This window comes from Legionella beliardensis, assembly GCF_900452395.1.
Classification (GTDB): Bacteria; Pseudomonadota; Gammaproteobacteria; order Legionellales; family Legionellaceae; genus Legionella_C; species Legionella_C beliardensis.
In genome coordinates this window covers 849,551-875,701 of sequence record NZ_UGNV01000001.1, presented here as the reverse complement: position 1 = coordinate 875,701, position 26,151 = coordinate 849,551, and the positions used below count along the sequence as shown (strand labels likewise).

Genomic DNA, 26,151 nt, shown 5'->3' with positions numbered 1-26,151 from the left:
TCACATACCTCTTTGCTAAGATAGAATTGCCTTAACAATTCTTTTTGATTAACGTAATACCTAAAGCTGACATTGACATACAACCGCCCGAACTTTGCTTTTCCTCCAAAACTTTAGGCGCATCTCTTATTAAATTATGATTTAACCACTAAGTATACAAAAAAGTAGATGTACATTCCGATTAAAATTGCAAATTATTATTAATTTCTTATTAATTATTCAAGAAGTTTATTTATATACAGCTATTGGCTTGCCAAATTTGTCCAAACCAACACCCTGTCCATTCACTGTCATAATCGATAAATTATCCGTTATTATCCTTGGAGTAATGAAAATGAGCAACTCCTCATTTCTAATTCTAGAGTGTTTATTACGAAATAAGATACCAAGCCCTGGTAATTCGCCTAAAAAAGGCACTCGATTAATGGTATTATTTTTATCTTGTCTGTAAATACCACCTAATACGACTGTTTGGCCATTGTTTACTAAAACATTCGTTTGTATTTGCTTAGTTAAAATAGCAGGTACACCATTAACCAAACGACCTGATGGTGCGTCTTGATTAATCTGTAAGTCCATCAGAATCTTATTATCCGGGGTAATTTGTGGCGTTACTTTCAAGCTAAGCACTGCTTTTTTAAAGGCTACAGCTGTAGCTCCACTGGAAGTCGCCTCTTGATAAGGAATTTCTTCACCTGACTCAATCATAGCTGATTGTTGATTAGTCGTCATTAAACGTGGACTAGCAATAATGTCGGCCTTATCTTCACTCTCTAACGCTGATAGCTCTAAATCTAGTAAAACATCATCACCAAGTTTAGCTAAAGCAATTCCAATAGACGCTGGATTAGCGGCAGGTGCGGCCAAATCGACATTTAAGCGATCAGCTAATGGAATTATCTCGGCTGGTGGCACGCCTGCGGCTAACTGATTTGCGCCCTCTAATGTTCCACTTAAATGAGGGGGGCGAGAAACACCAAAACGAACGCCTAAATCTTTAATGGCTTCCCGAGTTACGTTCACAATACGCGCCTCAATTTGCACCTGCTTAACTGGAATATCCAATTGTTTAATCAGCTCACGAACACGTTCAATTTGCTCACCAACATCTTGAATCCAAATCATATTAGTGCGCTCATCAACGCTTACTGAGCCTCTTTTTGATAAAAGGGAAGTATTTTTATCTTTTAAAAGGGTAGCTATATCTGCAGCTTTAGCAAAATTTAACTGCAACAACTCCGAGCGCAATGGGACTAAATTAACAACCTCTTGCTGTGATTTAAGTTCTGCTTTTTCTCTATCTAATAACTCTTTAGCCGGCGCTACGAATATAATATTACCCGTTTGTCTCTTATCTAGATTATTGGTTTTAAGAATAATATCTAGCGCTTGATCCCAAGGCACATCATGTAAACGCAGCGTAATTTTACCTTCAACAGCATTGCTAACAATGATGTTAAAACCACTAAAATCAGCTAATAACTGCAATACAGCACGAATAGAGATGTCTTGGAAGTTTAACGATAGCGATTTGCCTGTATAAACTTGCTTTCTTAACTTAGCCTGCCTAATTTCCTCTGCAGTCAGAGGAAAAATATCCACAAAAAGTTGTTTATTGACTTGATAAGCAAAATGACCATAATCGCCTTTACTTTTAATCACGAGCCGGGCATTTTTGCCAACTTGACGCAGCGTCATGAGTTGGGCTGGGCTTTGAAAATCAGCAACATCATAGCGCTTCATTAGGCGACCAGGAACGCGAGTACTAATAAAATTAATAACCACTTCCCTGCCTGTTTGGCTTACTTCAACGGGAACACTGCTGCTAGACACATCAATAATCGCTCGACCAGCTTGCTTACCTGTACCACGAAAATCAATATTATTAATCGTAAAATGCGCTTTAACCGGCCTATTTGTAATAAATACTTCCTTACGCTGCTCAAACACTTGCGGTGTTTTACCACTCAAGGTCAGCGTATAAACCTTACCCGCCACATAACCTGAATAGATAGCTAATGTTGATAAATTAAAAACAGCACGCAAACGGTTATCCACTGCTAAAATAGTATAATCACTTAATGCACCTAAATTAATTTTTTTAGAAACCACAGTGTCGTCAAGTTGGTTGGTGACATTGGCAAAATCAAGAACTAAGCGTGCAGGCTTTTGTGTAATAAAGCTAGTTGGTAAGGTTGTGATTGGCTTTGCAAAGATAAAATTTATTTTCACTCGTTCGTTTGGCAAGGGCGTTACTTTTAAGCCAACTAATGTATTGTCTTGAGCTAATAAGGGATTGCAAAAACAAATAAGCAATGCAACTACTAAAATGATTCTATGCAAAACGCAACTCCTATTTCCCTGCATTTAAATTAAAGATGGTTTGTTTTTTCTGCCACTTCCCTGCAGCCCGAATAGTTTCTTCAAGGACAAGGACCGTATCCGTAATACGCAGTATGCGACCAAAATTTTTTCCCATGTAATCGCCTGGCCTGACGCGCACAATCTCGCCGTTAGGTAGGCTAATCAAACCCCACGTGATAGAACCTTGTTCTAATGTACCAACAAATTTTAAAGCATCAAGTGGAAATTGCTCTAAACGTTGTTTTGGCCGTTTCGTGTCCGGCGCTAATTGATCAGGTACCGCAACGACTACTTCTTTCTGTTTAAATGGACTACGACGATTATCATTTTCAGGATAAATAAATTTTTTGGGTACCACAAATGTAGGTAAAGGCTCAATTGGACGTGCTTTTTTCGCCTTAACCTGCTCAATATATTGTCCTAAATCATCGTCCTGAGGAGATGAACAAGCTGTCAATATTAAAATCAATAATAAAATCAAACATCCTAGTTTATTCATTTAGTCTTATATCTGTAAATTTTTGCTGTTAATTGCATGACCAATAAATCACCGATAGGCTTTTTTTGCTTTTCATCCATCTGAGGCTTTAATTCAAAATCATGTAAGGTAACAATTCGGCTCATTTGGATAATACGACTAATAAACACCGCCAATTGGTGGTAATTACCTACAACAACGATATTAATAGGTAGTTCAATATAAAAATCGTGCTTTACTTCAGGCTGAGGCGCAAATCTATCAAATGTTAATCCACTGGCTATACCCGTTTTTGAAATATCCTCCAGTAAGCCTGGCATTTCATTTTCTGCAGGTAGCTGCTTTAATAGCGCACCAAATCGTTTATTCATTTCTTGTAGCTGATTTCTATAAGCAAATAAATTAGCCGCTAATTGTTGTTTTCGTTCAAATTCCTCTTTTAAGGTTGTTTCTTGTGCTAAAAGGCTGTCGCGTGTAGCGAGGTTAGGCTTGATTAACAAAAAATAGCCAAAAGCAATAATAGCAGCTGCAAGTATCGCTGCTGCTAAATATTTAACGACTAATGGCCATTGACCAGCGTTTTCTATTGTTAATTCACTTAAGTTAAAATTATTCATCATGGCGCATTTTTTGGTTTAAGAACAAAGCTTAGAATAAATTCATTATTTACAGCTGTCGTTGCTTCTTTGCTTTTTTTAATTTCCGTTAATACAGGCTCTTTAATCCAGGGACTTCGTTCAATATTACGCATTAAGATAGAAACATTCGTATTTGATTCCGAATAACCTTGTAGCGTGACTTTATCACCTTCTCTTGTAACCTGGGTTAGATAAATCCCGTCTGGAACTACTTTAATTAACTCATCAAATAAATAGACCGTTAAAGTCCGCCTCGCTTGTAGGCCTTGAATTATTTTCATGCGCGAAATTAAACCCGCTCTAACCTCTTTAAGTTGCTTTATCTCGATAATTTGTCGGTTAAATGTGTTAATTTCATCTTGTAGGCGCTGATTTCTTGCTGTTTGAATATTAATTAAATCATGCACATAATAATTTATAAGCATAACAATACCGATGCCGATAAACGTAGCACCTAATAATAGGGTCAGAAATTTTTTCTTTTCCTGCTCGCGCCTTCGTTCTCGCCAAGGTAATAGGTTAATATCAGTCATAGCGATTTACCAATATTCCTTAAAGCTAATCCACAAGAAATCATGAGAAACGGAGCATCATTAGCAATGTATTCAGCGTTTATTTTTCTTCCTAAATTTAAATAGCTAAAAGGATTAGCCGCAAGAGTAGGTATTTTTATTTCTTGTTCAATTGCTTGCACTAAGTTAGGCAATTTAGTTACCCCACCTGTTAAAATGATTTGGTCAACAGTAGTGTAATTACTTGTAGAATAAAAAAATTGTAAAGCACGTTTTACGTGTAAGGTTAATGTTTCTATGAAGGGGATAATAATTTCCTCATGATAATCTGCTGGTAAAGGTTGTTGAGCCTCAATTCGTAAAGCCTCTTCATGTGAGATATTATAATGATGCTCAATAGCATTAGTAAGGTGGCTGCCGCCAAATTCCTCTTCCCGTGTGAAGATAATTTCATTATTGCGTAACACATATAAATTGGCAAACAATGCGCCAATATCAATAACCGCAATAATTTTATTTACGCTTTGGGGAAGTAAATGCTCTAATAAGATATGACACACCCTTTCTACTGCAAAAGACTCTACATCCATGATTTTAACTTGTAAACCTGCTCTTGTTGCTGCTTCTATACGGGTAGTCACATTTTCAGAACGTGATGCCACAATCAGTACATTCAACATGGCCGTATTCCTGGCGGAATGACCTATAATTTCAAAATCAATATTAATTTCTTCAATTGGAAATGGAATAAATTTATCTGCTTCCATAATGACTAATTCTTCAATTTCCGAGTCATTCAATCCTTCATTAATCTGCACAACTTTACTGATTACCAGTGAATCGGGCACAGACAATACAGCAACTTTACTCTTTAAGCGGCTACGCTCAATCACATTTTTTATCGTTTGACTGACAATATCAATATCTTTAATGGTATGCCCTTCAACAGCACTAGGCGGCAACATCTGATAGCCATACCCTTCAACAATACGATGACCTGCTCTTCCAGATATTTCAACAATTTTAATAGACGTTGAGCTTATATCTATTCCTAAAACAGGAGGACATTTAGTATTAAAATTAAACAATGTTACCATCTCCATATGTATATATAGCATGCTAGCTTAAGCCCTATAAAAAATAAATCTTTATTAGGGTTTTTATTCAAAAACAAATGTCAATTTTACTGTTTTTTTAACATACTATTTAATTGAATGTATGTAAGATTTTTAAAAGAGCACATTAATTCTTAACTCATTAAACTGTTCAAAGCTTGCACTTGCAGCCCGGATTAAATATAGTTGGTAACTATGGAAACTACTCTTTAAATTACGTGAAAGGAGCTTTTATGTCACGCTTACAGGAATTTATCACTAAATTAGGCCGAGTTATTATACGTTATGCTGAAAGTCAAACGTCAGACTCTTACAATACTGAAGAAATTTTAGCTAAGCCTTACCCACAAATAGTAGAGGAACTAACTGACCTTATTCAAAAAGCAATTAAATATGAAACCCGAAACACAGTCTTAAATTATATTGTCTACGTGATAAACACAGTAAAGCCGCTGGTAGCAAAAACAACACCCTTAACAGAAGAAGAAACATTACTAATCAAAGAGATCCTCAATAATTTTCTAATGACTTTATTTGAGTTACTAGATATCACTAAATCAACCGAGGTACAACTAAAGTATAATAATATTGAGACGACAGCACAACGCTTTATTAGTACTAGAAGTTGGACAGTATCACGTGTACTTTCCGTTATGGGGAAAACGCTAACTGATTATTTAGTAAATAATATTAGTGCTAAAACAAGTAAAGAAGTTGCTTACTATGTTGAAACAATTATCGATGAACATCAAAGCATTATGCTTAAGCCATTGCTTGAAGAGCGGATAAAAGAACTGGAAGAAATTAAGAAACAACAAGAAGAACTTATTGCACAACTACAACAACAACTTGAAACAGAGCTCAGTTCATCCCAACTACCCGAAATGAAAAAGCAGTTAGCTTTTCTAGAGGAACAATACAATGATGCCAAACAAACAATTGCTGGCCTACAAAAAGTATTAATTCAATTACAACAGCAACTTGAAAATCAAAGCAGTGATTTAAAAGAAGCAAAAATACAACTTCTTGCCGCACAAACACAATACCTTGAATCTAAACAAATCATTGATAAGCTAAAACAAGAAAATGAGTACTTTCAGCAACAACTTCAAGTTTGCCAATCTGAATTACGGGAAACTAAAGATCAGCTCAATTTTTCCCAAGAACAATATAATAAATTGGAACAAATTATTGCTAAATTGCAAAAAGAAAGCTCACTTTTACAACATCAGCTTGAGACTAAACAAGTTGAATTACAAGAAACAAAACAGCAACTGACTAGTTCGCAAGAATCAAATCTTAAATCTGCAAATACTATTGCAACGCTACAAGAAGAAAATAGACAACTTAAGGCAACTAGAACAACAACTCCCCCTATTTTAATGCCTAATCTACTGCTAGGTGGGCGTTCATCTTTTCATGGTTTCTTTCCTAATACTCGTATATTTGAGCGAACTAACGACACAGGTTCACAAAATAATGATTCTAGCGTAGGTTCCTCTTCCTTAAATCCTGGCGGCTCAGGTACTGGTACTATCGAGTAATTTTAGAACTAATTTCTTAAAGATTACCAAAACTAGGCCTCTTAAATGAGGCTTACCTGCTAAAACTAAGTTATTTTTAAATAATTATGCTTAGTATCGTTCGCAAAGTTAGGTCAAATAGCGTTATAATCGCAAGTTCAATAAATTTAAGTGCAAATTTACATTATTTCTAATATGAAAAAAGCGATTTATTTTTGGCGACATAGTTTATGGTCGCTACTTAGCCTTTTTTTTCTTCTTATCATTGGGGTAAGCTTCCTCTATTTATATTTAGAAAGCCAATTACCTGATGTTGAATCTCTTAATACTGTCCACTTACAAGTTCCCTTAAGAATTTATACCCAAGATGGAAAATTGATTCAAGAATATGGTGAAAAAAAACGCATTCCACTCATGTATGATGAAATTCCTAAAATGCTAGTTTATGCGCTGCTAGCAACCGAAGATCAACGCTTCTTTGAGCACTCTGGGGTTGATATTTTTGGTCTAGGCCGCGCTACGTTGCGTATGATTCAAACTGGAACTAAATCGCAAGGCGGCAGTACGATTACCATGCAAGTTGCACGTAATTTTTTCCTAAGCCGCAAAAAAACCTTTTTACGTAAATTCAATGAAATTTTGCTAGCGATTAAAATTGACCGCGAACTAAGTAAAGAAAAAATCCTTGAACTTTATCTTAATAAAATTTATCTCGGTAATCGCGCTTACGGTGTAGGTGCAGCAGCCAGCGTATATTATGGCAAACCTTTAAAAGAACTTAATTTAGCTGAATTAGCTATGATTGCGGGCCTACCGCAGGCTCCCTCTACCCAAAATCCTATTGTAAATCCTGGGGCTGCACGTAAGCGGCGTGATCATGTGTTAGAGCGCTTATTTGAAGAAAAATACATTACGGAAGAGCAGTATAAAGAAGCCATTAGCCAACCTATTACGGCTAAATACCATGGTGCAAATGTTGAAGTGCCAGCACCTTATGTGGCAGAAATGATTCGTCAATCGCTCTATAATCACTTTGGGCCTGCCGCTTATACAAAAGGCTATAACGTTTACACAACTGTTAAAGCACCATTACAATTAACTGCTAATCAAGCGGTAGCAGAGCATTTAATCAATTATGATCATCGGCATGGTTATCGCGGCCCTGTAGGTAACTTAGTCATAAAAGATAAGTCACCTGAATCATTGAGCAAACACCTCCTTCAATACCCAGCTTTTAATGGTTTAGAGCCAGCAATTATCCTTGCTGTTGATAACAAGGAAGCGCAAGCATTAACACGCACTAATCAACACTTTACGTTAGGGTGGGAAGGCATGTCTTGGGCAAGGCCTGCTCTTAAAAAAGGTTGGGTTGGTAAACAGCCAACCAGTGCTAAGCAAATTCTTAAAGCAGGTGATATTGTTTATGTCAAGCAGCAACAAGACACTTGGATTTTAAGTCAACTTCCTGAAGTTGAAGCGGCTTTAATCGCATTAAATCCCAACAACGGCGCGCTTGAAGCCTTAGTTGGAGGCTTTAATTTTGATAAAAGTAAGTTTAATCGAGCCACCCAATCTAATAGACAACCTGGTTCTAGCTTTAAACCCTTTATCTATGCCGCAGCCTTAGATAAAGGCTATACACTAGCAACCTTAGTCAATGATGCGCCGATTGTCGTAGATGATCCAAGCCAGCCAACGTTGTGGCGCCCACACAATGACAATTTAACATTTAATGGCCCAACGCGTCTTAAAGAAGCACTGGTACGCTCACGTAACATGGTTTCTATTCGGGTACTAGATGACTTAGGCTTCAATTATACCATTGATTACGTCTCCCGCTTTGGTTTTCATAAAGAGAAGTTACCAAAGGCTTTATCATTAGCGTTAGGTACTTTATCAGTAAGTCCTATGGAGTTAACGACAGCCTATGCAGTTTTTGCTAACGGCGGCTATAAAGTTGAGCCTTATTTAATTGATCATATTACGGATAATGAAGGAAAACTGTTACTACAAGCCAGCCCCGCCAAGGTTTGCCCAGAGTGTGATGGGCAAGAGAACACTATTGATCCCTCTTTACTGGCGCCACGGGTTATCCCTGCTGATATTGCATTTCTGATGTCCTCTGCTTTAAAGGGTGTTGTTCAGCATGGAACTGCTCACGCTGCCAGTATACTTAATCGTCAAGATATTGCTGGAAAAACGGGAACAACTAACGAGCAAGTTGATGCCTGGTTTGCAGGCTTTACACCCGATATCGTAGTAACAACTTGGGTTGGTTACGATAATCCACAATCGTTGCATGAATATGCAGCAAGCCTGGCATTACCTATGTGGATTGATTTTATGAAAGTTGCTCTACAAGAAATACCTGAGAAAGCATTGCCGCAGCCTAAAAATGTTGTAGCCGTGCGTATTGATCCAAAAACAGGCTTATTAGCTAGGCAAGATCAAAGTAATAGCATTATAGAATATTTTAAAGAACAAGATGTGCCAACAGAGGAAGGTGTCGCCAGTATGCCAAATGTTGCAGGAGTGCCAGAGCAACAGCAGGAGCAGGAAGATTTATTTTAAGTGCTTCAAATTCGCTTCATTTATCATTTTACCTAGGCATTATTGCTGCCTAGGTAAGGAACCTAACACCACAGTCCCATTAGATTACGCTAGCTTTTTAATGCATTCATAGCCGGAATATAATCATAACCTAAATCCAAAGCCACGGCTTCATAAGTAATCATACCCTTATGAACATTTAAACCATTTAATAAATGTGGATCATCTGATAAGGCTGATTTAATACCTTTAGTCACTAAATTCATTACAAACGGCAAAGTCGCATTATTTAAAGCAAAGGTAGACGTACGGGGTACAGCGCCGGGCATATTCGCTACACAATAATGGACAACGCCATCGACAACATAGGTAGGTTCTTGATGAGTAGTCACACGGCTTGTTTCAAAGCAACCACCTTGGTCAATCGCCACATCGACAACAACGGAGCCTGGACGCATTGCCTTTAGCATGGAACGCGTGACTAATTTAGGTGCTGCTGCTCCATGAACTAAGACCGCACCAATTACTAAATCAGCTGAAGTCACATAATGCTCAAGGGCATCAGAGGTCGCATAAATGGTATTTAATTTAGCACCAAATTGAAAATCTAATTCTCTTAAACGAGGCAGCGATTTGTCTAATACAATAACCCGTGCCTCCATACCCATAGCCATACGCACTGCATTGGTGCCAACCACCCCACCGCCAATGACAACTACATTTGCAGCAGCTACCCCTGGCACGCCACCTAATAACACCCCACTACCGCCTTGAGCCATTTCAAGGCAGTGAGCACCCGCTTGAATTGACATACGGCCTGCAACTTGTGACATAGGTGTTAACAAGGGTAACCCACCGTCGTCTTGAGTCACAGTTTCATAAGCTATGGCGGTCACGCCTGATTCTTTTAATAAACGTGCTTGTTGTGGATCTGGCGCTAGATGTAAATAAGTGAATAGGGTTTGACCTTCTCTTAAGCGTTTACATTCAATAGGCTGCGGCTCTTTAACTTTAACAATCAATTCTGCCTTAGCAAATACTTCATCAGCCGTATCAAGAATTTCAGCGCCTGCTGCTTGATAATCTGCATCACTAATGCCAATACCAAGGCCCGCTCCTTTTTCCACAAACACTGAACACCCAGCTCGAACAATCTCTCTAACACTTGCAGGAACTAAACCAACCCGATTTTCTTGCGGTTTGATTTCTTTAGGCACACCAACAATCATAATATCTCCTAATGTTGCTTCAATTGCTCAATCAATTCTGGAACTAATTCAAATAAATCGCCCACTAAACCATAGGTCGCAATTTGAAATATAGGAGCATCAGCATCTTTGTTAATAGCAACAATGATCTTTGAATCCTTCATACCAGCTAAATGCTGTACAGCCCCTGAAATTCCTATAGCGATGTATAAATCAGGGGCGACAATTTTACCTGTCTGCCCAACCTGGCAATCATTGAGAACATATCCGGCATCAACCGCTGCTCTTGACGCACCTACAGCAGCGCCTAAAGCATCTGCTAGTTCTTCAATCAGTTTAAATTTTTCTGCGTTTTGCAAACCCCGACCGCCTGAAACAACAATTTTAGCACTAGTCAGATCAGGTCTAACGGACTTGCTTAATTCCTGTTTAACGAATGTTGTGTTAGTTTCATCAATAGCATTTTCGATTACTTCAATGCAGCATGGCTCTTGCGTTGCTGAAACGCTTTCAAAAGCTGTCGTGCGAATGGTTAACACTTTTTTAGCATCAAGTACTTTGACGGCCTCGATGGCATTACCGGCATAAATAGAATGCTCAAAGGTATCTTCATCAATAATGCGAATAACATCTGACACTTGTGCCACATCCAATTGAGCAGCAATCCGAGGCATTAAATTTTTACCAAACGTCGTTGATGGGGCTAATATGGCTTGGTAATTTTCTGCTAATGATAACACAAGCTTACTGGTATTTTCTGCTAGCTGATGTTCATAACATTGATTATCCACCAATAAGACTGCACTTGCGCCAGCTAACGTGGCTGCCTCATTAGCTACTTGCCTGCATTGATAGCCTATGACTAATAATACCGGGTGTTCGTCTAGACCTAATGCCGCAGCAAAGGTACTACGAGTTGAGGGATGCATTTTTTGATTATCATGTTCTACAATGACTAAAACACTCATTTTTTCTCCTTCAAAGCGCTTTGGCTTCATTTAATTTTTCAACAAGTGTCTTGACTGAATCAAGGATCACGCCCGCTGTACGTGCTGAAGGAGGTTTCACAGAAAGTATTTGAATATGGTCTTTTAAATCTAATTGCAAACTGTCCACCTCTAGAATATCTAAAGGCTTGCGTTTTGCTTTCATAATATTAGGTAGGCTTGCGTATCTAGGTTCATTTAAGCGTAAATCAGTACTTACCACGGCAGGTAAATTCATGGTTAATGTTTCTAAACCACCATCTATTTCACGCGTTACCGTAAGCGATTTGCCTTCAATTAAAATTTTCGAGGCATACGTTGCTTGTGACCAATTAAGAAGTGCCGCTAGCATTTGCGGTGTTTGGTTATTATCGCCATCAATCGTTTGCTTACCCATTAATACTAATTCAGGCTGCTCTTGATTTACGATCGTTTGTAAAATTTTAGCGATGTTTAAACTGCAGTAAGCCTTTTCACTCTTAATAAGAATTGCCCTATCTGCTCCTAATGCTAACGCATGTCTTAAGGTTTCTTGCGCCAAATCGTTGCCAATGGTAACAGCAATGACTTCAGAAGCAATATTTTGCTCTCGCAAGCGAATTGCTTCTTCTAGAGCAATTTCATCAAAAGGATTTATTGACATTTTTACATTTTGTGTTTCAACCCCAGTGTGATCTGGTTTTATCCTTATCTTGACGTAGGGATCAATAACACGTTTTATTGCAACAAGAATTTTCATACTTCCTCGCTGGAAATCCAAATCAACAAGCATCTTGCCAGAGGTATATATCCAATTCAAGTTGGGAAGCATTTTATTCTTTATCGAATAATTTAAACGGACTGTTAAGTACCAAAATCAACATCACTTCTAAACTTGTACTTTAACTATAGTTTAAACAAACACAACCCTTCAAAGTAATCGTTTAATTTTTTAAAGCTTAACGCATTTTAATTTCGGTTAGACAATCTTCAAATTTTTCTTTATGAGCTTGTAAGTCATCCATCATCTTATCTCGGAAATCAAGAGGATATTCATTACCGATTCTATAATAGTATTCAACCGGGTAAAATGGATCACGTGAATACGTAGGGTATTTATCAAAATGATCAGAAGATAAGTTAATTTCACAGGTAACTGTTAAGATTTCTTCTTGCGCACCTCTAAGAGGTGGCGTACCCAAAATTCCTTTTGGAAACAATTTATCATATTGCTCTATTACAAAGTCTTTAATGTCTTTAATTTTAGCTCTAAACTCAGATGCTGGAAAAATTAAACCCTCATCCTCATACCATGAATCCACAATCCAGGCAGGCCCCCATTCATCTGGATTTGCTAGATTGCTATTGGCAGCGCGGTTGACAATGACAAACCCATGATCAAAGGTTGAAGTACCTGTTAATTCTATCCTGGTAATGTCAGCGTTGTTTTCCCAAAGATATTTAGCTAATAAAGCTGATCTATCACCACAATTTCCTTGTCTCCTTACCATAGTTAACATCGCTGCCCCAAGTAAGGTAAGTTTCTCTAGACTCAAATCAAATTGGCTATCCTCTAGTGGTGATACCCCATCGACACGAGCATTTAGCTTTAAGTGGAAGGGGTTGCCTTTTGATTGAATTAAATTGGCACGGTAATTCCATTTTTTATTAAAGAAATAAACCAAGTGGTTGTTATTAATACCAGAATTAAATGTCCCTTTACGTTCAAGCAAGGGCAAATTGTTAGTTTTAAAAAATTTACCATAAAAATTGTAACGCTCTTCAAGAAATGAGTTCCAGGCATTTGTTTTTTTTACATCTTTAACTTTATTTGAGGCACCCCATTCGCACATACTTAAAACATAGTGTAAAGCATTTTTAAGTTTTAATTTCACTCGCTCTTCATTAGTTAGCTCAATATTTTTTTTCATAAAGATATCAATTGCTTACATATTTTTCAAAGAGCACGCATTATATTCTTAAAGACTAATTTTTAGTAGCATTTCTTAAGTTAAAAGCTCATTTAAATACATAGAAAATTCACTACCAATTTCAGCATGGCGTAATCCAAATTCAACTGCCGCTTGTAAATAACCTAATTTAGAACCGCAATCATAACGCTTACCACGGAAGTGATAAGTAGTCACTGCTTCGTAATTTAGTAAGTGCTGAATCGCATCGGTTAACTGAATTTCGCCGCGATGATCGGCTTTAATGGTTTTAAGAGAAGAAAAAATACCTGCTGTAAAAATATAGCGCCCCACGGCAACATAATTTGAAGGTGCTTTTTCAACACTTGGTTTTTCAACCATGGCTTGTACTTGGGCATAATCACCGCTGGTATCACTTAGCCTAACAACCCCATATTGATGAACATTTTCCCACGGTACTTGTTGTACGGCAAAAATAGAATGCGCATGCGAGTTAAAATGCTCAGTCATGGCAGACAAGCAAGGCAGCTTTGATTCATCAATTAAATCGTCTGCTAACAATACCGCAAAAGGCTCATTACCAACCACATGCTCAGCACAAAGAATAGCATGCCCTAAGCCTAGCGGTTGATTTTGCCGCACGTACGTAAATTGAATATTAGTAGGCGAAACATTTTTCACTAATTCTAATAAGACTTCTTTTCCCTCTTCCTCCAAGCGTGCTTCTAATTCAAAATGCTTATCAAAATGATCTTCAATTGAGCGCTTAGTTGAGCTGGTAATAAAAATCATATGGGTAATACCTGCTTGCACAGCCTCTTCTACTGCATACTGAATTAATGGTTTATCAACAATAGGCAGCATCTCTTTTGGGTTTGCTTTGGTTGCTGGTAAAAAGCGTGTACCAAGGCCTGCTACTGGAAAAACAGCTTTTTTAATTTGCATAACCAACAAGCTCCATGCTTTCTTGTTTTGAAATAACAGGCCGACCAACAGAATAATAGTAAGCTATCCCTGCTTCTTGCACTGCTACTAATGAAAAACAGTTACGTCCATCAAATAGGGGCGCTCCCTGCAATTTATTACGTAAATTAGATAAGGAATAATTTTTAAAATGAGGCCATTCAGTGGCAATAATTAATACATCTAGATTAAACTCAAAAACCTCATCCATAGTCTGACACCAGACGATATCATCTTGCGGTTTAAATAATTGCTGCGCACAAGTTACAGCAACAGGATCAAAGGCTATGATCTTTGCTCCCGCATCCAAAAAAGCAGAAATAGCAACTAAGCTGCTTGCTTCACGCAAATCATCTGTACCAGGTTTAAAAGATAACCCCCAAAACCCAATTTTTAAGCCTTGTAACTTTTGTTTAAAATGCTTAGCAACTTGTTTGAATAACCAATTTTTTTGTAATTCATTAACCTTATCGATAGCCTCTAAAAATGAAGTATCTAGACCTATAGATTTAGCTGATTGCGCTAGCGCACGAACATCTTTGGGAAAACATGAACCGCCATAGCCAATGCCTGCTTGTAGAAAATAAGGGCCAATGCGTGGGTCAAGTGCCATGCCTTCACGGATATCATCAATGTCAGCATTAAATTCTTGGGCTAATTGACTGACTTGATTCATAAAACTAATACGGCACGCGAGCATAGCATTTGCTGAATATTTGGTTAATTCAGCTGAAGTTCTATTCATCGTTAAAAAAGGGACGCCCTGTTCGATTAAAGGTTGATACAGTTTTTTTAGCAGCGGCATGCAGCGTTTATCACCGCCTACAATAATTCGGTCAGCATTTAAAAAATCATCAATTGCACAACCCTCACGCAGGAATTCTGGATTAGAGGCAACATCAATCTTGATAGTTTTTTTAGCACTAGCTAATTTTTTCTTCACTAAATTTTCAATGCTATCGCCTGTGCCAACAGGCACAGTTGACTTCGTTATTAATAAAGCATCATTTTGCACATGCTCTGCCACTAAGTCTGCCACTGAAAATACTTGTGATAAATCGGCACTACCATCAGCTAGACTCGGTGTTCCAGTAGCGATAATAAATACTTGGCTGGATTGCACGGCATCAATTAAATCCGTGGTAAACATTAAATTTGCACAGGCTAATTGCTCTTGCACTAGCTTATCTAAGCCTTCTTCATAGATAGGACAAACACCTTTTTGCAACATTTCTATACGTTTAGTATTTATATCTGCACATATGACTTGATGACCAAGCTTAGCAAAGCAGGCAGCAGACACTAAACCAACATAACCAGCACCAAAAACTGCAATGATCATTATTTACTCACACTATCAACCTAGGGAGTATTATTAATAAAATTTACATGAATAACAAATAATCTTGTTAAAAGATGTCTATTATCTGATATTCAGCCGATCTTTGGTTAATTTTTTGAATTTAGAGGCGATCCATGCCTCAAAGTAGCGGGGTGCGAATATTGAGTATGGATTCGCGCCTACACGGAAAGCATTGTTGCATGGATAACTAAATGATCAAAACACCCCGTCATTGCGAACCTTTACGAAGTAAAAGGTGAAGCAATCCAGAACGGTACTATTTACAACACCCGCCCTAGATTGCTTCGCTTCGCTCGCAAAGACGAGCAAATGGATTAAAGCCATAGGCAGCTTAGTTTATCCACGCAACAATACCGCATCAGGATGACAATATTTAATCATTATTTAACAAATAACGCTTGCACGGCCTTTAATCTTTGATGTGGTTAGATAAAAAAAGTACCATCGACTGCGATATAATCTTCATCTACTACCCTAGGCTGCTCGTTTTGATTTTTGTTAAAATTGCTACTTAAAGATCGTATAATAACCTTTACTGCTTCCATTGTTTCCTGCGCCTTACTTCTATTTTCTTTAAAATAGGGTTGGCTAGCTAATCTATTAATAATGACTTCAGCTTCAGCTAATTTTTGTTCGGTTGGCAAAGACTTTACATCAATTTCTTTAAATTGTTGCAATGCCTGCTCGATAAGTTTACTTTTTTTACAACCTTTGCGCCAAGAAGCAAAATATTGCTGCTTTTGTTGCTCTTGATATTGCTCTAACTTCAAAGCCATTAATTTTAATTCTAACGTTTCAAAAATGAATTTACCGGGTAAAAAATATTGTGGCGCTAAAATTAAAGATTGGGAGTGAGCATTGGCTGGATTAGTAGTAGCCTTAGATGAAATAACAGAATCGATGAGCTGATAAACCTTTGAACAGGCTTCAATACCAAGGTAATAAGTGGTATTAATAGCTGCAAAATTCATACTAATAAAATAAAACGTTAAAGTCGTCGCTGCATTAGAGATTGCTCGGCTAAATTCATACGCTACATTGCCTAAATACTGCAAAATTTTTACATCAGATTTTTTAAGCCAGCTGCCACTTTGAGCAACTACATATAAAGCAGCATACAGTAAAGAAAGCTCCTCAAGATATAAACCTATACAAAAACCACTGGTCATATAAGGTAATGAGCTAAGAAAAATTTTTAGCCAACTAGGATCAATGCTATCTGTCATAGTTTGGCAGCACTTTATTTTTTGTAATAAAGTAATGGTGCTATCTATTAGCGCACGCTGGGTTAGCGTCTTTGCCAACTCTCTTTTTTTCTCAAGTCGAGCAATTAAGTCATCAATATAAAAGGTGTTAAACGTTTTAGACTCGAAAACAAAATCTTCCTCAGTAGATGCTGGCTGTTTTAGCTCATCAGCACAATTATCGATAAGCCTAAAGCAAAATCCACCATTATCAGCGCCATTACTCAAAGCACACTCTAGCCAACGCACTTCAGGAGAAAAATAAGGAGATTTATCGGGATGAAAAAGAGCAAGTAAAATACGACGTTGATGATTAATTTGCTCGTCTTGAACACCTTTCTCAGTTAAAAATTGCGAAAAAATCGTAATAAGCTGCACTTCAATTTTTTGCTTTTCTTCAGCCGTTAACTGCTTAATATGGTAGGACTGATTAGAAAAATCATAATCAGTATAAGTCTTTATAACATCTGCTAGGCTTTGATTAAGGCTATTCATTATTGTATCCTTACTAGCGTTGATGGAGTACACACGTCCTGTTCATTTATAGATTAAAGTAATGACTAAAAAAAACAACCTTTTTGCTTTCAGTTAAAATAAGAATAAATTAATTAAAAATGACTAAATTACCACTGCAAGTTAAAAATTATTTATTTAATAATACCCAACTTTTCTTTTTACTTTTTTTTCTCACAGCCTTATTAGCTCGACTCTATTTAAGGAGTTCTTTATTAGAGCTAGATGAAGCAGAACAAGTCATTTGGGCCCAGCAACTGCTTTCAGGTTACCCAAACCAGCCTCCTCTTTATTCTTGGCTGCAATACTGTCTTTTTCAAGTTTTGGGCATAAATTTAATTAGCTTGGCACTACTTAAATATACTTTATTGCTAGGTTGTCTTTACTATTATCATTTAATTTGTAGGTATTATTGCCCTAATAAATCGCTTGCCTTAAGCGCTACAGCAGCCTGGGTTTTAATAAGCTCTATTAGCATGGACTTACTAAAAGATAATACCCATTCAATATTAGCGCTTTTAACCGCGTGCATGACTTGGTATTGGTTTATTACGCCTACTAAATCCATTAATAATTGGTATATACGCTTAGGTATCGTTATTGGCCTTGGGTTTTTATCTAAATTTAATTACTTAATATTTCTAGTTATTTTTTTAATCAGTACGGTTATTCAAAAAGAATACCGTTTAAAATTAGTAAATTGGCGTATTTTAATTACTATTGCCTGCATACTTATTATTATCTTCCCTTACGGCCATTGGCTTATGCATCATTATCAAGTTGGCCTATATTCTACTTATAAGTTAACGCCGCAGCAAAAAACCCTGTTTGATGGCTTTATAAATCTGTTAGGTGCAAGTATCTTTTTTATAATGCCTGTTTTAATTAGCTCTTATTTCTTTTTCCCTCTAGCTTTTTCCTACAAAAAAACAGCGGCAACTGATTTACTCTTACACTATCATTTTATTTACTTCCCAATCTTAGCATTAATTATTTTGACAGCTGGTATACGTAATTTTGAGATGCGCTGGCTTATTCCTATCTTATTTCTAAGTCCTCTTTTGCTGTTTAGTCACTTAAAACCTAACAGTCATTTAACCAGCTATACAAAGCGCTTTCTCGTCTTTTGTCTATTGGTTCAGCTTATTTTTTTAGTAATTTTAAGTTATCGAAGTTACTATGGACATAATAAGCGAAAATCCATACCTATCATCGAGATTGCCAATAGTCATAAGAATAATCTCGAGCAAATTGACTCCCTTATGTCAGATTCACACTGGCTGCTGGGTAATATGCAATTACAATTTAAGTCAGCACAACCGTATCTGTATGTAATCAATCAAGCACTGCAATCGCCTTCAGGTCATGCGCTTATATTATGGGAAGGTGAGACTATACCCTCTTGGGCTGAAGCATTAATTAAGCAGTTTAAAACCAATGACATACGCTGGATTAAGGATAAAAAGAATAAAAAAATTGTCGCAGGCCAAGCGCTTATACATTGTAATACGCAGAAAAGCCAAACAGCTTAATCCAGATTGTTTAGATTGGCATTAAGCAGATGCTGAACTTCTGTGCAATCGCGATGCACGTTCTCTGGTAATTAAGTATAAATTGCGTGAATAAATAAAGACACCGCTGAATTGGCCAACAATGAAAACCGGATCTCGTTTATAGACTGCATACATAAATAGTGTTATTCCGCCTAAAAGGCTTAAATACCAAAAAGCAACAGGAATAACACTGCGCTTTTCTCGCTCACTTACTAACCATTGTACGATAAAGCGTGCTGAAAAGATGCCTTGGCCAATTAAACCAATGATCAGCCAAATATAATCTTTATTCATTCAGAAATCTCCGGAGCGCAGGGACGTTTTAAAAGCCAACGTACACCAATTAAATCATGAATACCAACAAATAACCTATTCATTACGCCATATTTAGATACACCGTGCCAACGGGGCCGATGATTCACTGGCACATTAACTAATGTATAACCGGCGCGCTTAAATAAAGCCGGTAAGAAGCGATGTAAATGATTAAAATGCGGCAAACTTAAAAATGCATCCCGCGGAAACAGTTTAAGACTACAGCCCGTATCAGGACACTGATCATGGAGCAAGGATTGCCTTACTTTATTACCAACTAGGGAAGACATTTTACGTATATAATTATCATCTCGCTTTTTTCGATTACCTAAAACAACAGTCTTAGTATTGGATAAGTAAGTGAAAAGACGGGGAATGTCCGCGGGATCATTTTGACCATCGCCATCTAATGTAACTAACATAGGGTATTTTGCTGCACGAGCACCACTGACTAAGGCAGCACTTTGACCATAATTGCGTTTATGACAAACCAAACGCAATAGAGGATTTTCTCGCGCCAAAGATTGGAGCCGACTGACAGTTTCATCAGTACTCCCATCATCAACAAATATCACCTCAAACGTAAATTGCTCTGCAGGTAAAGCAGCAGCAATTTCCTGATATAGATGCGCTACATTATCAGCTTCATTATAAACAGGTATGATAATGGATAAATAAATTAAGTTACTCAAAACATCCTTCCAGAGTTAAAATAATCACTAGTATAACGTATCTCGCCAAGCAGGTTCCAGCCAAGATTTTTTACGTAAAAACCAGAGCAATAAACCTACCACAAGCAAGGCTAAATAAGTTGCCGTTAAGACATCACTAAAATAATGATGAACCAATAAAACGCGTGATATCGCTATCGAAAATCCACTGAGTATAAAAATATAAAAATAACGCGGAAAAAGAACACATAATCCAAAGGCGATAGCCATGACTGTTGTTGTATGACCAGAAGGAAAAGACCAAAAAGGCGCTTTTGCTTGCAGCCAATAAAAGCCATAATATTTCCCATGAAACCACATATCAGGCCGCGCACGACCTAATAAAACTTTTAAAATACCACAAGCAATGCCACTTAAGACGACACATAACCAAAGAAACCACATACGCGCTTCCCAAAGAGAATTGCGCTTATAGCGAAAAAAAAGGGCAGCTAGCAAGAGGCTTGTCATATAAAGAATACCTAGCCCAAGCTTAGTAAAAAAATTAAGAAATATAAAATTAACGCGAAAATTCAAAAATGCTAAGTAGTCAGCCAATGGTTTATCTACATATAAAAATAATACAGTGATCATTAATACGTAAGCCAAAATAACCCAAGGCCTTGTCATCACTAATATTAATCGATTAAACGGCGCCATCTCTTTGTTTCTCCTCCTGACCTATAAGAAATAATTTTATCCAGCGCCCTTTACTATAATTAAACCCACGTACTTGAGCTAAAATTTTTATATTATTAGGACGATTAGACCAGGCTTGTAATGATTTATTATCAAATACAGCTAATTGTTTAGGATTAATCCGTAGCTGTTCTGCCGCAGTAGAGATATCAACAAAACGAACTAAGGTGGTATCGAGATTAAAAACTAAGCTAGGCTCGTCAAAACCTACGGCGAGTAAAGGTTGCTGGCTACTGAGTTTAGTTCTATCAATGTATTGGGTAAGATTGCTCGTTAACCAAATTGGCTTTAATGAAGGCAATAATTGATTAAAAATAAGCGGATATGTGAGAGCCGCTAAGGCAAAAATAGCAGCAAGGCTATATTTAAACTGACCTTGTCTACTGAAAAAAACAGCAATTCCTGAAAATACAATGATAATAGTACTTATCATTAAACTGCTTAAATTTGGCTCTTGATTGACCCAATAAGCAGCTAACATTAAAGCACAGCCGAAACCTACTGATAAGATAGTCCACAGATATTGTAAAAAACGATGCCATTTACTTGGCAGCATCGCTAGCTGTTGTCTAATTGCTAAAGCACATACAATTGCCAGAGCAGGAAATAAAGGTAATACATACTGTGGTAACTTAGTAGGCATGCACTCAAAGAACACCCAGGAGGGCACTAACCACGCTAACAAAAACTTAATAATCTTATCATGGCGATTCTTCCAAGCATAAACGCCGCCAAGCCAGAGAAATAAAGAAGCGGGCCAAAACGTTATTGGCAAGATAGCTAAATGAAACAAGGGAGGCTTGCCATGCGATTCATGCCCACCTTTTAATTTTGGTAATAAATCTTTATTAACCATTTGTAATAAATAGTTACTATGTTCTGCTTGATTAACCAATAGGAGCCAAACTAGGGTTAAACCTATAAACAAAATTAATCCCTGATAAACCTTTAATTGTGTTAGCCAATCTCTACGTTTCTCCATCACGTATAATGTTAAGACAGTTAATATACCTATTAATGGCGTTACTCCTTTTAAAGCAACACCAAACGCCATGGCTACCCAAAAACAAAATGGCCAAAACCAAGCGATTTTTTTTTGTTCATAGGATGACTGATAGATTATCCATAAAGCGCCCTGCATTAAGACAACAGAGCATAGTAACATTGCATCAATAACAGCCATATGAGCTTCTACAACCAGCAGTAAAGTAGATGCTAAAAGGCCGGCAGCAAGAGCGGCTGCCGCTCCGCCCACAAAGCGGCTCGCAAAGAGATAAGTAAGTAAAACTGACAAAAAAGCGCCTAAGGCCGAAGGAATTCGATAGGGCCAGATTTGATTAGTCTCTGCATGACTTAAGGATTGCACACTCGCTGCTTGTAACCAATTAATACCGGGTGGCTTTTGAAACCTCGTTCTATCTTGAAAACGGATTTGAAAATAATTACCTGTTTGCATCATTTGCTTACTTGCTTGAGCAAAATGCGCTTCGTCGCGATCAATAACAGGTACTTTGTTGATACCTATAACAAATAATACTCCGGAGAAAAGCAATAAAAAAAAACTTATTTTAACTTTTTCCAAAACTAAACGCCTATTTATTAATGATTCGTCTTAATTGTGCGTATAATATAAGACCAGTGTTTGAAATACTAGCTATATTTTTAAAGTGCAGTTAGAATGTTCATTTGTTTTTAGTGCGTTAATCTAATGCCAGAATTAACGATCATACAGCAGATTGCAGTTTGGATTATTCCCGTTTTATTTGCAATTACCCTTCATGAGGCTGCGCATGCGTGGGTAGCTTATCGACTCGGCGATACAACTGCAAAAGCATTAGGGCGAGTAAGCTTTAATCCCCTGCAGCATGTTGAGCTAATCGGCACTATTATTGTTCCTATTCTTACGCTCGCTTTAAGTAATTTTAACTTTGTATTTGGCTGGGCGAAACCTGTACCAATCAATGCAACTCAGCTTCGTAACCCCAGACGGGATGTGATATTAGTTACTGGCGCAGGCCCTTTAATCAATTTCCTAATGGCCATTTTTTGGGCAGGTATGTTCAAGCTAGGTATATCGCTTGGCCCACAAACGTCAACCATTGCTTTATTTGTTATTTTGGCAGCTAAAGCAGGCATTGTTATTAATTTGCTTTTAGCCTTTCTAAATTTAATTCCAGTCCCGCCCTTAGATGGCAGCCGTATCGTGGCTAGTTTATTGCCTTTACGCCATGCAATTCAATATCAAAAACTTGAGCCCTATGGTTTTTTCATTATTTTACTATTGTTATTGACCGGGGTTTTAAATTGGATTATCTCTGCGCCTATTAATTGGTCTTTAGCGGCTCTTAGCAGCCTGTTTAATTTATGAATATCTTAGCTGATGCCTCGCTACCAGGTTTAATTGAAGCATTTCCCCCACCGTTTAAACTGACGCTTTATCATCATCTTAATGACGTAAGTACACACTTAGCTGGGCAAGATATTCTTGTATGCCGCTCAACACTTAAAGTCACTAAAGAATTATTAAGTGGTCATTCACTACGCTATGTAGCCACAGCAAGCAGCGGCACTGATCACATTGATGAGCTTTTTCTTAAAGATAAAAAGATTCAACTCTTCGATGCTAAAGGAAGTAATGCTCACGCTGTTGCGGATTATGTACTTGCATCCGTTGCTTATTTACAAACCTATCATGGTGTGACTGGTCAAAATGCAGGGATCATTGGCTTAGGCGCAGTAGGCTCTAAAGTTGCTGCACGTTTACGTGCCTTAAATTTTAAAATAACTGCTTACGATCCACCTAAAAGCCAACGTGATAATACTTTTCAGAGTGCCTCCTTAAAGGAGCTGGCTCAGTGTGACCTAATTTGTATCCATGCTAATCTACATGACGATTTGCCTTACCCAAGTAGAAATTTAATAGCTGAGCCAATATTGTCACAATTAAAACCAAATACTGCGATTATTAACGCCTCTCGCGGTGGGATTGTTAATGAAGAGGCACTGTTAAAATTAGCTACACCGATTTTTTATTGTGCGGATGTTTTTTCTCATGAGCCGACTATTAATCCAGATATTGTTAACTTTGCTTGCCTGTGCACACCTCATATTGCTGGTCATACAATTGAAGCAAAATACAACGCAGTCATTTTAATTAGTCAAAAGATTCATCACTCTTTAAACTTACCAGAGCCCACGTATGCGGCATTACCTGTTGCCCAATCCTCCAACTATCACTCTTCACAACGCTGGCAGGATTATATCTTGAGCCTTTTTAATCCAGTCAATGAAACTAAGTCTCTAAAAACAGCACTAGACAAAACAGAAAGTTTTCTACAATTACGGAAAGCACATCAGTATCGCCATGACTTTCGGGCGCAACAAGCACCAGAAGATGCATTTTTAAAAGCATTATTAGGGTTACCTTAAGGTAAGCTCGCGCGGCATTATTGCGTGGATAGAATAAGTGTTCAAAACGACCGTGTAGCCTGGGTAAAACAACGTGAAACCTGACCCGGGTTCCGGCCCTTTGGGCCTGCACCCTATAGCCGTCAGGCTAAGCGCCCAAGAGTCAAGGTAGAGGCCGGCAGAGGTAAATTTGCTCCCTTTTTGAAAGCGCCGAAACCATCCATGCGGCTCGATGTTGTGCATCCATGCACAACCACGTTTAAAAAGGGAGCAAACTTACCTCTGCTGCGAGACCGTAAGTACTCTAAACATATTATTTTCTATGGTTCTAAGAGAAATATTTGCTTAGGCTGACTTCCATGGGCCTGCCCCCAGGCTATGTTTATTTAGTATAAAATAAATTACAACCGAATTACCGCGTCGTGTCTGCGGTATCCAGTGAAGTGGCACTCAGAGTATGGATACCGTGGTCAAGCCACGGTATTTCGGACTTAAGTTAGATAAACCAAGTTGATGCTGTCTTAAAAAATAAAAAACCTTTAATGAAATTTTGCTTGCTTTTAAAGACAGTATCTGCGTTTTATTTTATCCACACAACAATGCCTGCTCGCGCTAAGAAAATTTAGCTAAATTTCACTGACCTTACACAGAGAACCCACTAATTCCCTTACGATGGCTTGATCAGAAAATGGGTACTTTACCTGACCAATTTGTTGATAATCCTCATGGCCTTTACCTGCAATTAAGACAATATCCTTACTACCTGCCATACTGATTGCTTTTTCTATCGCAGCTTTTCTATCCGTGATGTGATGAATAGGTGTCGTAGTTGCTACTATTCCTTGCTTAATCTCGCAAATGATCTCGTCTGGATCTTCGGTGCGTGGGTTGTCGCTCGTAACAATCGCAATATCTGCATAGCGCGTTGCTATATCACCCATCATAGGCCGTTTAGACTTATCTCTATCCCCACCACAGCCAAATACCGTGATTAACCGTCCTTCTTTGACGTGAGTTAATGTCTTTAATACATTTTCAAGTGCATCTGGCGTATGCGCATAATCAACTACTACACACGGGTTTTGTGTCACTATTTCCATTCGACCTGGCGCAGGTGCAAGCTGTTTCATGGTTTCTACAACTTGCTCTAGAGGATATTCCCAAGCTAATAAGCTAGAAAAAACGGCCAGCGCATTATAAATATTAAAATAACCTAAAGCATTAATGCTTAGCTCTGCGTTTCCTAGAGCCGAAGCGACATGCAGGGTCGTTCCTTTCATAGTGACCTGCCAATCTATTGCTTGTATATCGCTACCCTTTTGCAAACCATAAGTGATGAGTTTACATGAAGGAGGTAAATTTATAAGCATACGCTCTGAATAAGCATCATCGTAATTTACAATTGCTGATTTTAAAGAGGGATACGTAAATAATTTGGCTTTCGCTGTAGCATAAGCCTCCATCGTTTGATGATAATCGAGGTGATCTAAGGTTAAATTAGTAAAAATTGCTTGCTCAAAATTAATCGCATCTACGCGCTGCTGCGCTAAAGCGTGTGAAGAAACTTCCATGCAGACGTGTTTTATATTTTCAAGCACATACTCATTAAAAAGGCTTTGCAAGCAAAGGCCATCTGGGGTTGTATTATTTAGTGGTTGTAAAGCAGTAACATTACCTTGACCAATAGTACCAATGTAAGCTGCTTTTTCGCCTAAGCGTTGATGAGCTTGTGCTAATTGATAAGCAATGGTTGTTTTACCATTTGTGCCGGTAATACCTGTGGTATGTAATTTTTTGCTAGGCTCTTCATAAAACCTACTGGCAATGGCGGCTAAATGCTCGGCTAAATTCGGTAATGCAATGAATTTAGCACTGGTCGATGACGTAGGAGTAGCAAAATTGATTGAGTCATAAAGAATAGCAACAGCCCCTGCTTTTATAGCTTGTTCAATGTATAAACGTCCATCAGTAGCAGTACCGGGATAAGCGCAAAATAAAGAACCTTGAGCAATTTTGCGACTATCATTGTGTAACTCTAAAATGTCTAATTCGGGTACATTATTTTTAACCCAGGGCTTGAGCAGCGTATCTAATTTCAT

Annotated in this window: 22 protein-coding genes; 5 read left to right on the top strand and 17 right to left on the bottom strand. The window is 37.8% G+C overall.

Annotated elements, in window-relative coordinates; genetic code table 11:
- Nucleotides 1-228: 228 nt before the first annotated feature.
- From DYE47_RS03925 to pilM, 5 genes are read right to left on the bottom strand one after another with little or no spacing between them, the layout of a single operon-like run.
- Nucleotides 229-2,343, bottom strand: a complete 2,115-nt coding sequence (locus DYE47_RS03925) for a type IV pilus secretin PilQ (protein ID WP_242604185.1) — start codon at nt 2,341-2,343, stop codon at nt 229-231.
- 10 nt (nt 2,344-2,353) lie between these two features.
- Nucleotides 2,354-2,863 (bottom strand): pilus assembly protein PilP, encoded by a 510-nt coding sequence (locus tag DYE47_RS03920; RefSeq protein WP_115302013.1) that lies wholly within the window; start codon nt 2,861-2,863, stop codon nt 2,354-2,356.
- Entirely contained in the window at nt 2,860-3,459 is a 600-nt protein-coding gene (locus DYE47_RS03915; RefSeq protein ID WP_115302012.1) for a type IV pilus inner membrane component PilO, read from the bottom strand. The genes DYE47_RS03920 and DYE47_RS03915 overlap by 4 nt, the downstream gene beginning before the upstream one ends.
- Complete coding sequence (locus DYE47_RS03910; protein ID WP_115302011.1) at nt 3,459-4,013, bottom strand: PilN domain-containing protein; 555 nt, start codon at nt 4,011-4,013, stop codon at nt 3,459-3,461. Before DYE47_RS03910 ends, DYE47_RS03915 begins: the two co-directional genes overlap by 1 nt.
- Nucleotides 4,010-5,080, bottom strand: a complete 1,071-nt coding sequence (gene pilM / locus DYE47_RS03905) for a type IV pilus assembly protein PilM (RefSeq protein ID WP_244924154.1) — start codon at nt 5,078-5,080, stop codon at nt 4,010-4,012. The genes DYE47_RS03910 and pilM overlap by 4 nt, the downstream gene beginning before the upstream one ends.
- A 260-nt stretch (nt 5,081-5,340) precedes the next feature.
- Here pilM and DYE47_RS03900 point away from each other — a divergent pair, with 260 nt between their 5' ends.
- Together DYE47_RS03900 and DYE47_RS03895 are read left to right on the top strand one after the other, a co-directional pair.
- Nucleotides 5,341-6,651: a hypothetical protein gene (locus tag DYE47_RS03900; protein WP_115302010.1), complete on the top strand. Its 1,311-nt coding sequence runs from the start codon at nt 5,341-5,343 to the stop codon at nt 6,649-6,651.
- Between the two features lie 174 nt (nt 6,652-6,825).
- A complete protein-coding gene (locus DYE47_RS03895; RefSeq protein ID WP_115304007.1) occupies nt 6,826-9,201 on the top strand; it encodes a penicillin-binding protein 1A in 2,376 nt (791 codons plus the stop codon).
- An 89-nt stretch (nt 9,202-9,290) separates the two neighbouring features.
- Here the strand turns inward: DYE47_RS03895 and ald are convergent, their stop codons facing one another.
- The 7 genes from ald to DYE47_RS03860 all read right to left on the bottom strand — a co-directional run bounded on the left by ald (nt 9,291) and on the right by DYE47_RS03860 (nt 17,349).
- The gene (ald, locus tag DYE47_RS03890) at nt 9,291-10,409 is read right to left on the bottom strand and encodes an alanine dehydrogenase (protein WP_115302009.1); all 1,119 of its coding nucleotides are present in this window, start codon (nt 10,407-10,409) and stop codon (nt 9,291-9,293) included.
- 8 nt (nt 10,410-10,417) lie between these two features.
- On the bottom strand, nt 10,418-11,356 hold the full coding sequence (locus DYE47_RS03885) for an electron transfer flavoprotein subunit alpha/FixB family protein (protein ID WP_115302008.1): 939 nt from the start codon (nt 11,354-11,356) through the stop codon (nt 10,418-10,420).
- Between the two features lie 10 nt (nt 11,357-11,366).
- Nucleotides 11,367-12,113: an electron transfer flavoprotein subunit beta/FixA family protein gene (locus tag DYE47_RS03880; RefSeq protein WP_115302007.1), complete on the bottom strand. Its 747-nt coding sequence runs from the start codon at nt 12,111-12,113 to the stop codon at nt 11,367-11,369.
- Between the two features lie 199 nt (nt 12,114-12,312).
- Nucleotides 12,313-13,284 carry a hypothetical protein gene (locus DYE47_RS03875; RefSeq protein WP_115302006.1) on the bottom strand — a complete coding sequence of 324 codons (972 nt, stop codon included), beginning with the start codon at nt 13,282-13,284 and terminating at the stop codon, nt 12,313-12,315.
- 75 nt (nt 13,285-13,359) lie between these two features.
- Nucleotides 13,360-14,229, bottom strand: coding sequence for a UTP--glucose-1-phosphate uridylyltransferase GalU (galU, locus tag DYE47_RS03870; protein ID WP_115302005.1), 870 nt, complete (start codon nt 14,227-14,229; stop codon nt 13,360-13,362).
- Nucleotides 14,219-15,589, bottom strand: a complete 1,371-nt coding sequence (locus DYE47_RS03865; protein ID WP_115302004.1) for a UDP-glucose dehydrogenase family protein — start codon at nt 15,587-15,589, stop codon at nt 14,219-14,221. The genes galU and DYE47_RS03865 overlap by 11 nt, the downstream gene beginning before the upstream one ends.
- 446 nt (nt 15,590-16,035) lie before the next feature.
- Entirely contained in the window at nt 16,036-17,349 is a 1,314-nt protein-coding gene (locus tag DYE47_RS03860; RefSeq protein WP_115302003.1) for a hypothetical protein, read from the bottom strand.
- Nucleotides 17,350-17,468: 119 nt separating this feature from the next.
- Between DYE47_RS03860 and DYE47_RS03855 the strand changes: the two genes are divergently transcribed.
- Nucleotides 17,469-18,899 (top strand): glycosyltransferase family 39 protein, encoded by a 1,431-nt coding sequence (locus DYE47_RS03855; protein WP_115302002.1) that lies wholly within the window; start codon nt 17,469-17,471, stop codon nt 18,897-18,899.
- Nucleotides 18,900-18,920: 21 nt separating this feature from the next.
- On the opposite strand, the gene DYE47_RS03850 is transcribed toward DYE47_RS03855, so the two are convergent.
- Genes DYE47_RS03850 through DYE47_RS03835 form a run of 4 tightly spaced genes read right to left on the bottom strand, consistent with a single transcriptional unit; the run spans nt 18,921 to nt 22,226 of the window.
- The gene (locus DYE47_RS03850) at nt 18,921-19,214 is read right to left on the bottom strand and encodes a lipid-A-disaccharide synthase N-terminal domain-containing protein (RefSeq protein WP_115302001.1); all 294 of its coding nucleotides are present in this window, start codon (nt 19,212-19,214) and stop codon (nt 18,921-18,923) included.
- Nucleotides 19,211-19,927: a glycosyltransferase family 2 protein gene (locus DYE47_RS03845; RefSeq protein WP_207385173.1), complete on the bottom strand. Its 717-nt coding sequence runs from the start codon at nt 19,925-19,927 to the stop codon at nt 19,211-19,213. Before DYE47_RS03845 ends, DYE47_RS03850 begins: the two co-directional genes overlap by 4 nt.
- Before the next feature lie 27 nt (nt 19,928-19,954).
- Nucleotides 19,955-20,605 carry a phosphatase PAP2 family protein gene (locus DYE47_RS03840; protein ID WP_115302000.1) on the bottom strand — a complete coding sequence of 217 codons (651 nt, stop codon included), beginning with the start codon at nt 20,603-20,605 and terminating at the stop codon, nt 19,955-19,957.
- Nucleotides 20,592-22,226, bottom strand: a complete 1,635-nt coding sequence (locus tag DYE47_RS03835; protein ID WP_115301999.1) for an ArnT family glycosyltransferase — start codon at nt 22,224-22,226, stop codon at nt 20,592-20,594. Before DYE47_RS03835 ends, DYE47_RS03840 begins: the two co-directional genes overlap by 14 nt.
- 126 nt (nt 22,227-22,352) lie before the next feature.
- Here DYE47_RS03835 and DYE47_RS03830 point away from each other — a divergent pair, with 126 nt between their 5' ends.
- Nucleotides 22,353-23,012, top strand: a complete 660-nt coding sequence (locus DYE47_RS03830; RefSeq protein WP_115301998.1) for a site-2 protease family protein — start codon at nt 22,353-22,355, stop codon at nt 23,010-23,012.
- Nucleotides 23,009-24,073: an NAD(P)-dependent oxidoreductase gene (locus DYE47_RS03825; protein WP_115301997.1), complete on the top strand. Its 1,065-nt coding sequence runs from the start codon at nt 23,009-23,011 to the stop codon at nt 24,071-24,073. Before DYE47_RS03830 ends, DYE47_RS03825 begins: the two co-directional genes overlap by 4 nt.
- A gap of 605 nt (nt 24,074-24,678) precedes the next feature.
- On the opposite strand, the gene DYE47_RS03820 is transcribed toward DYE47_RS03825, so the two are convergent.
- Complete coding sequence (locus tag DYE47_RS03820) at nt 24,679-26,151, bottom strand: UDP-N-acetylmuramoyl-L-alanyl-D-glutamate--2,6-diaminopimelate ligase (protein WP_115301996.1); 1,473 nt, start codon at nt 26,149-26,151, stop codon at nt 24,679-24,681.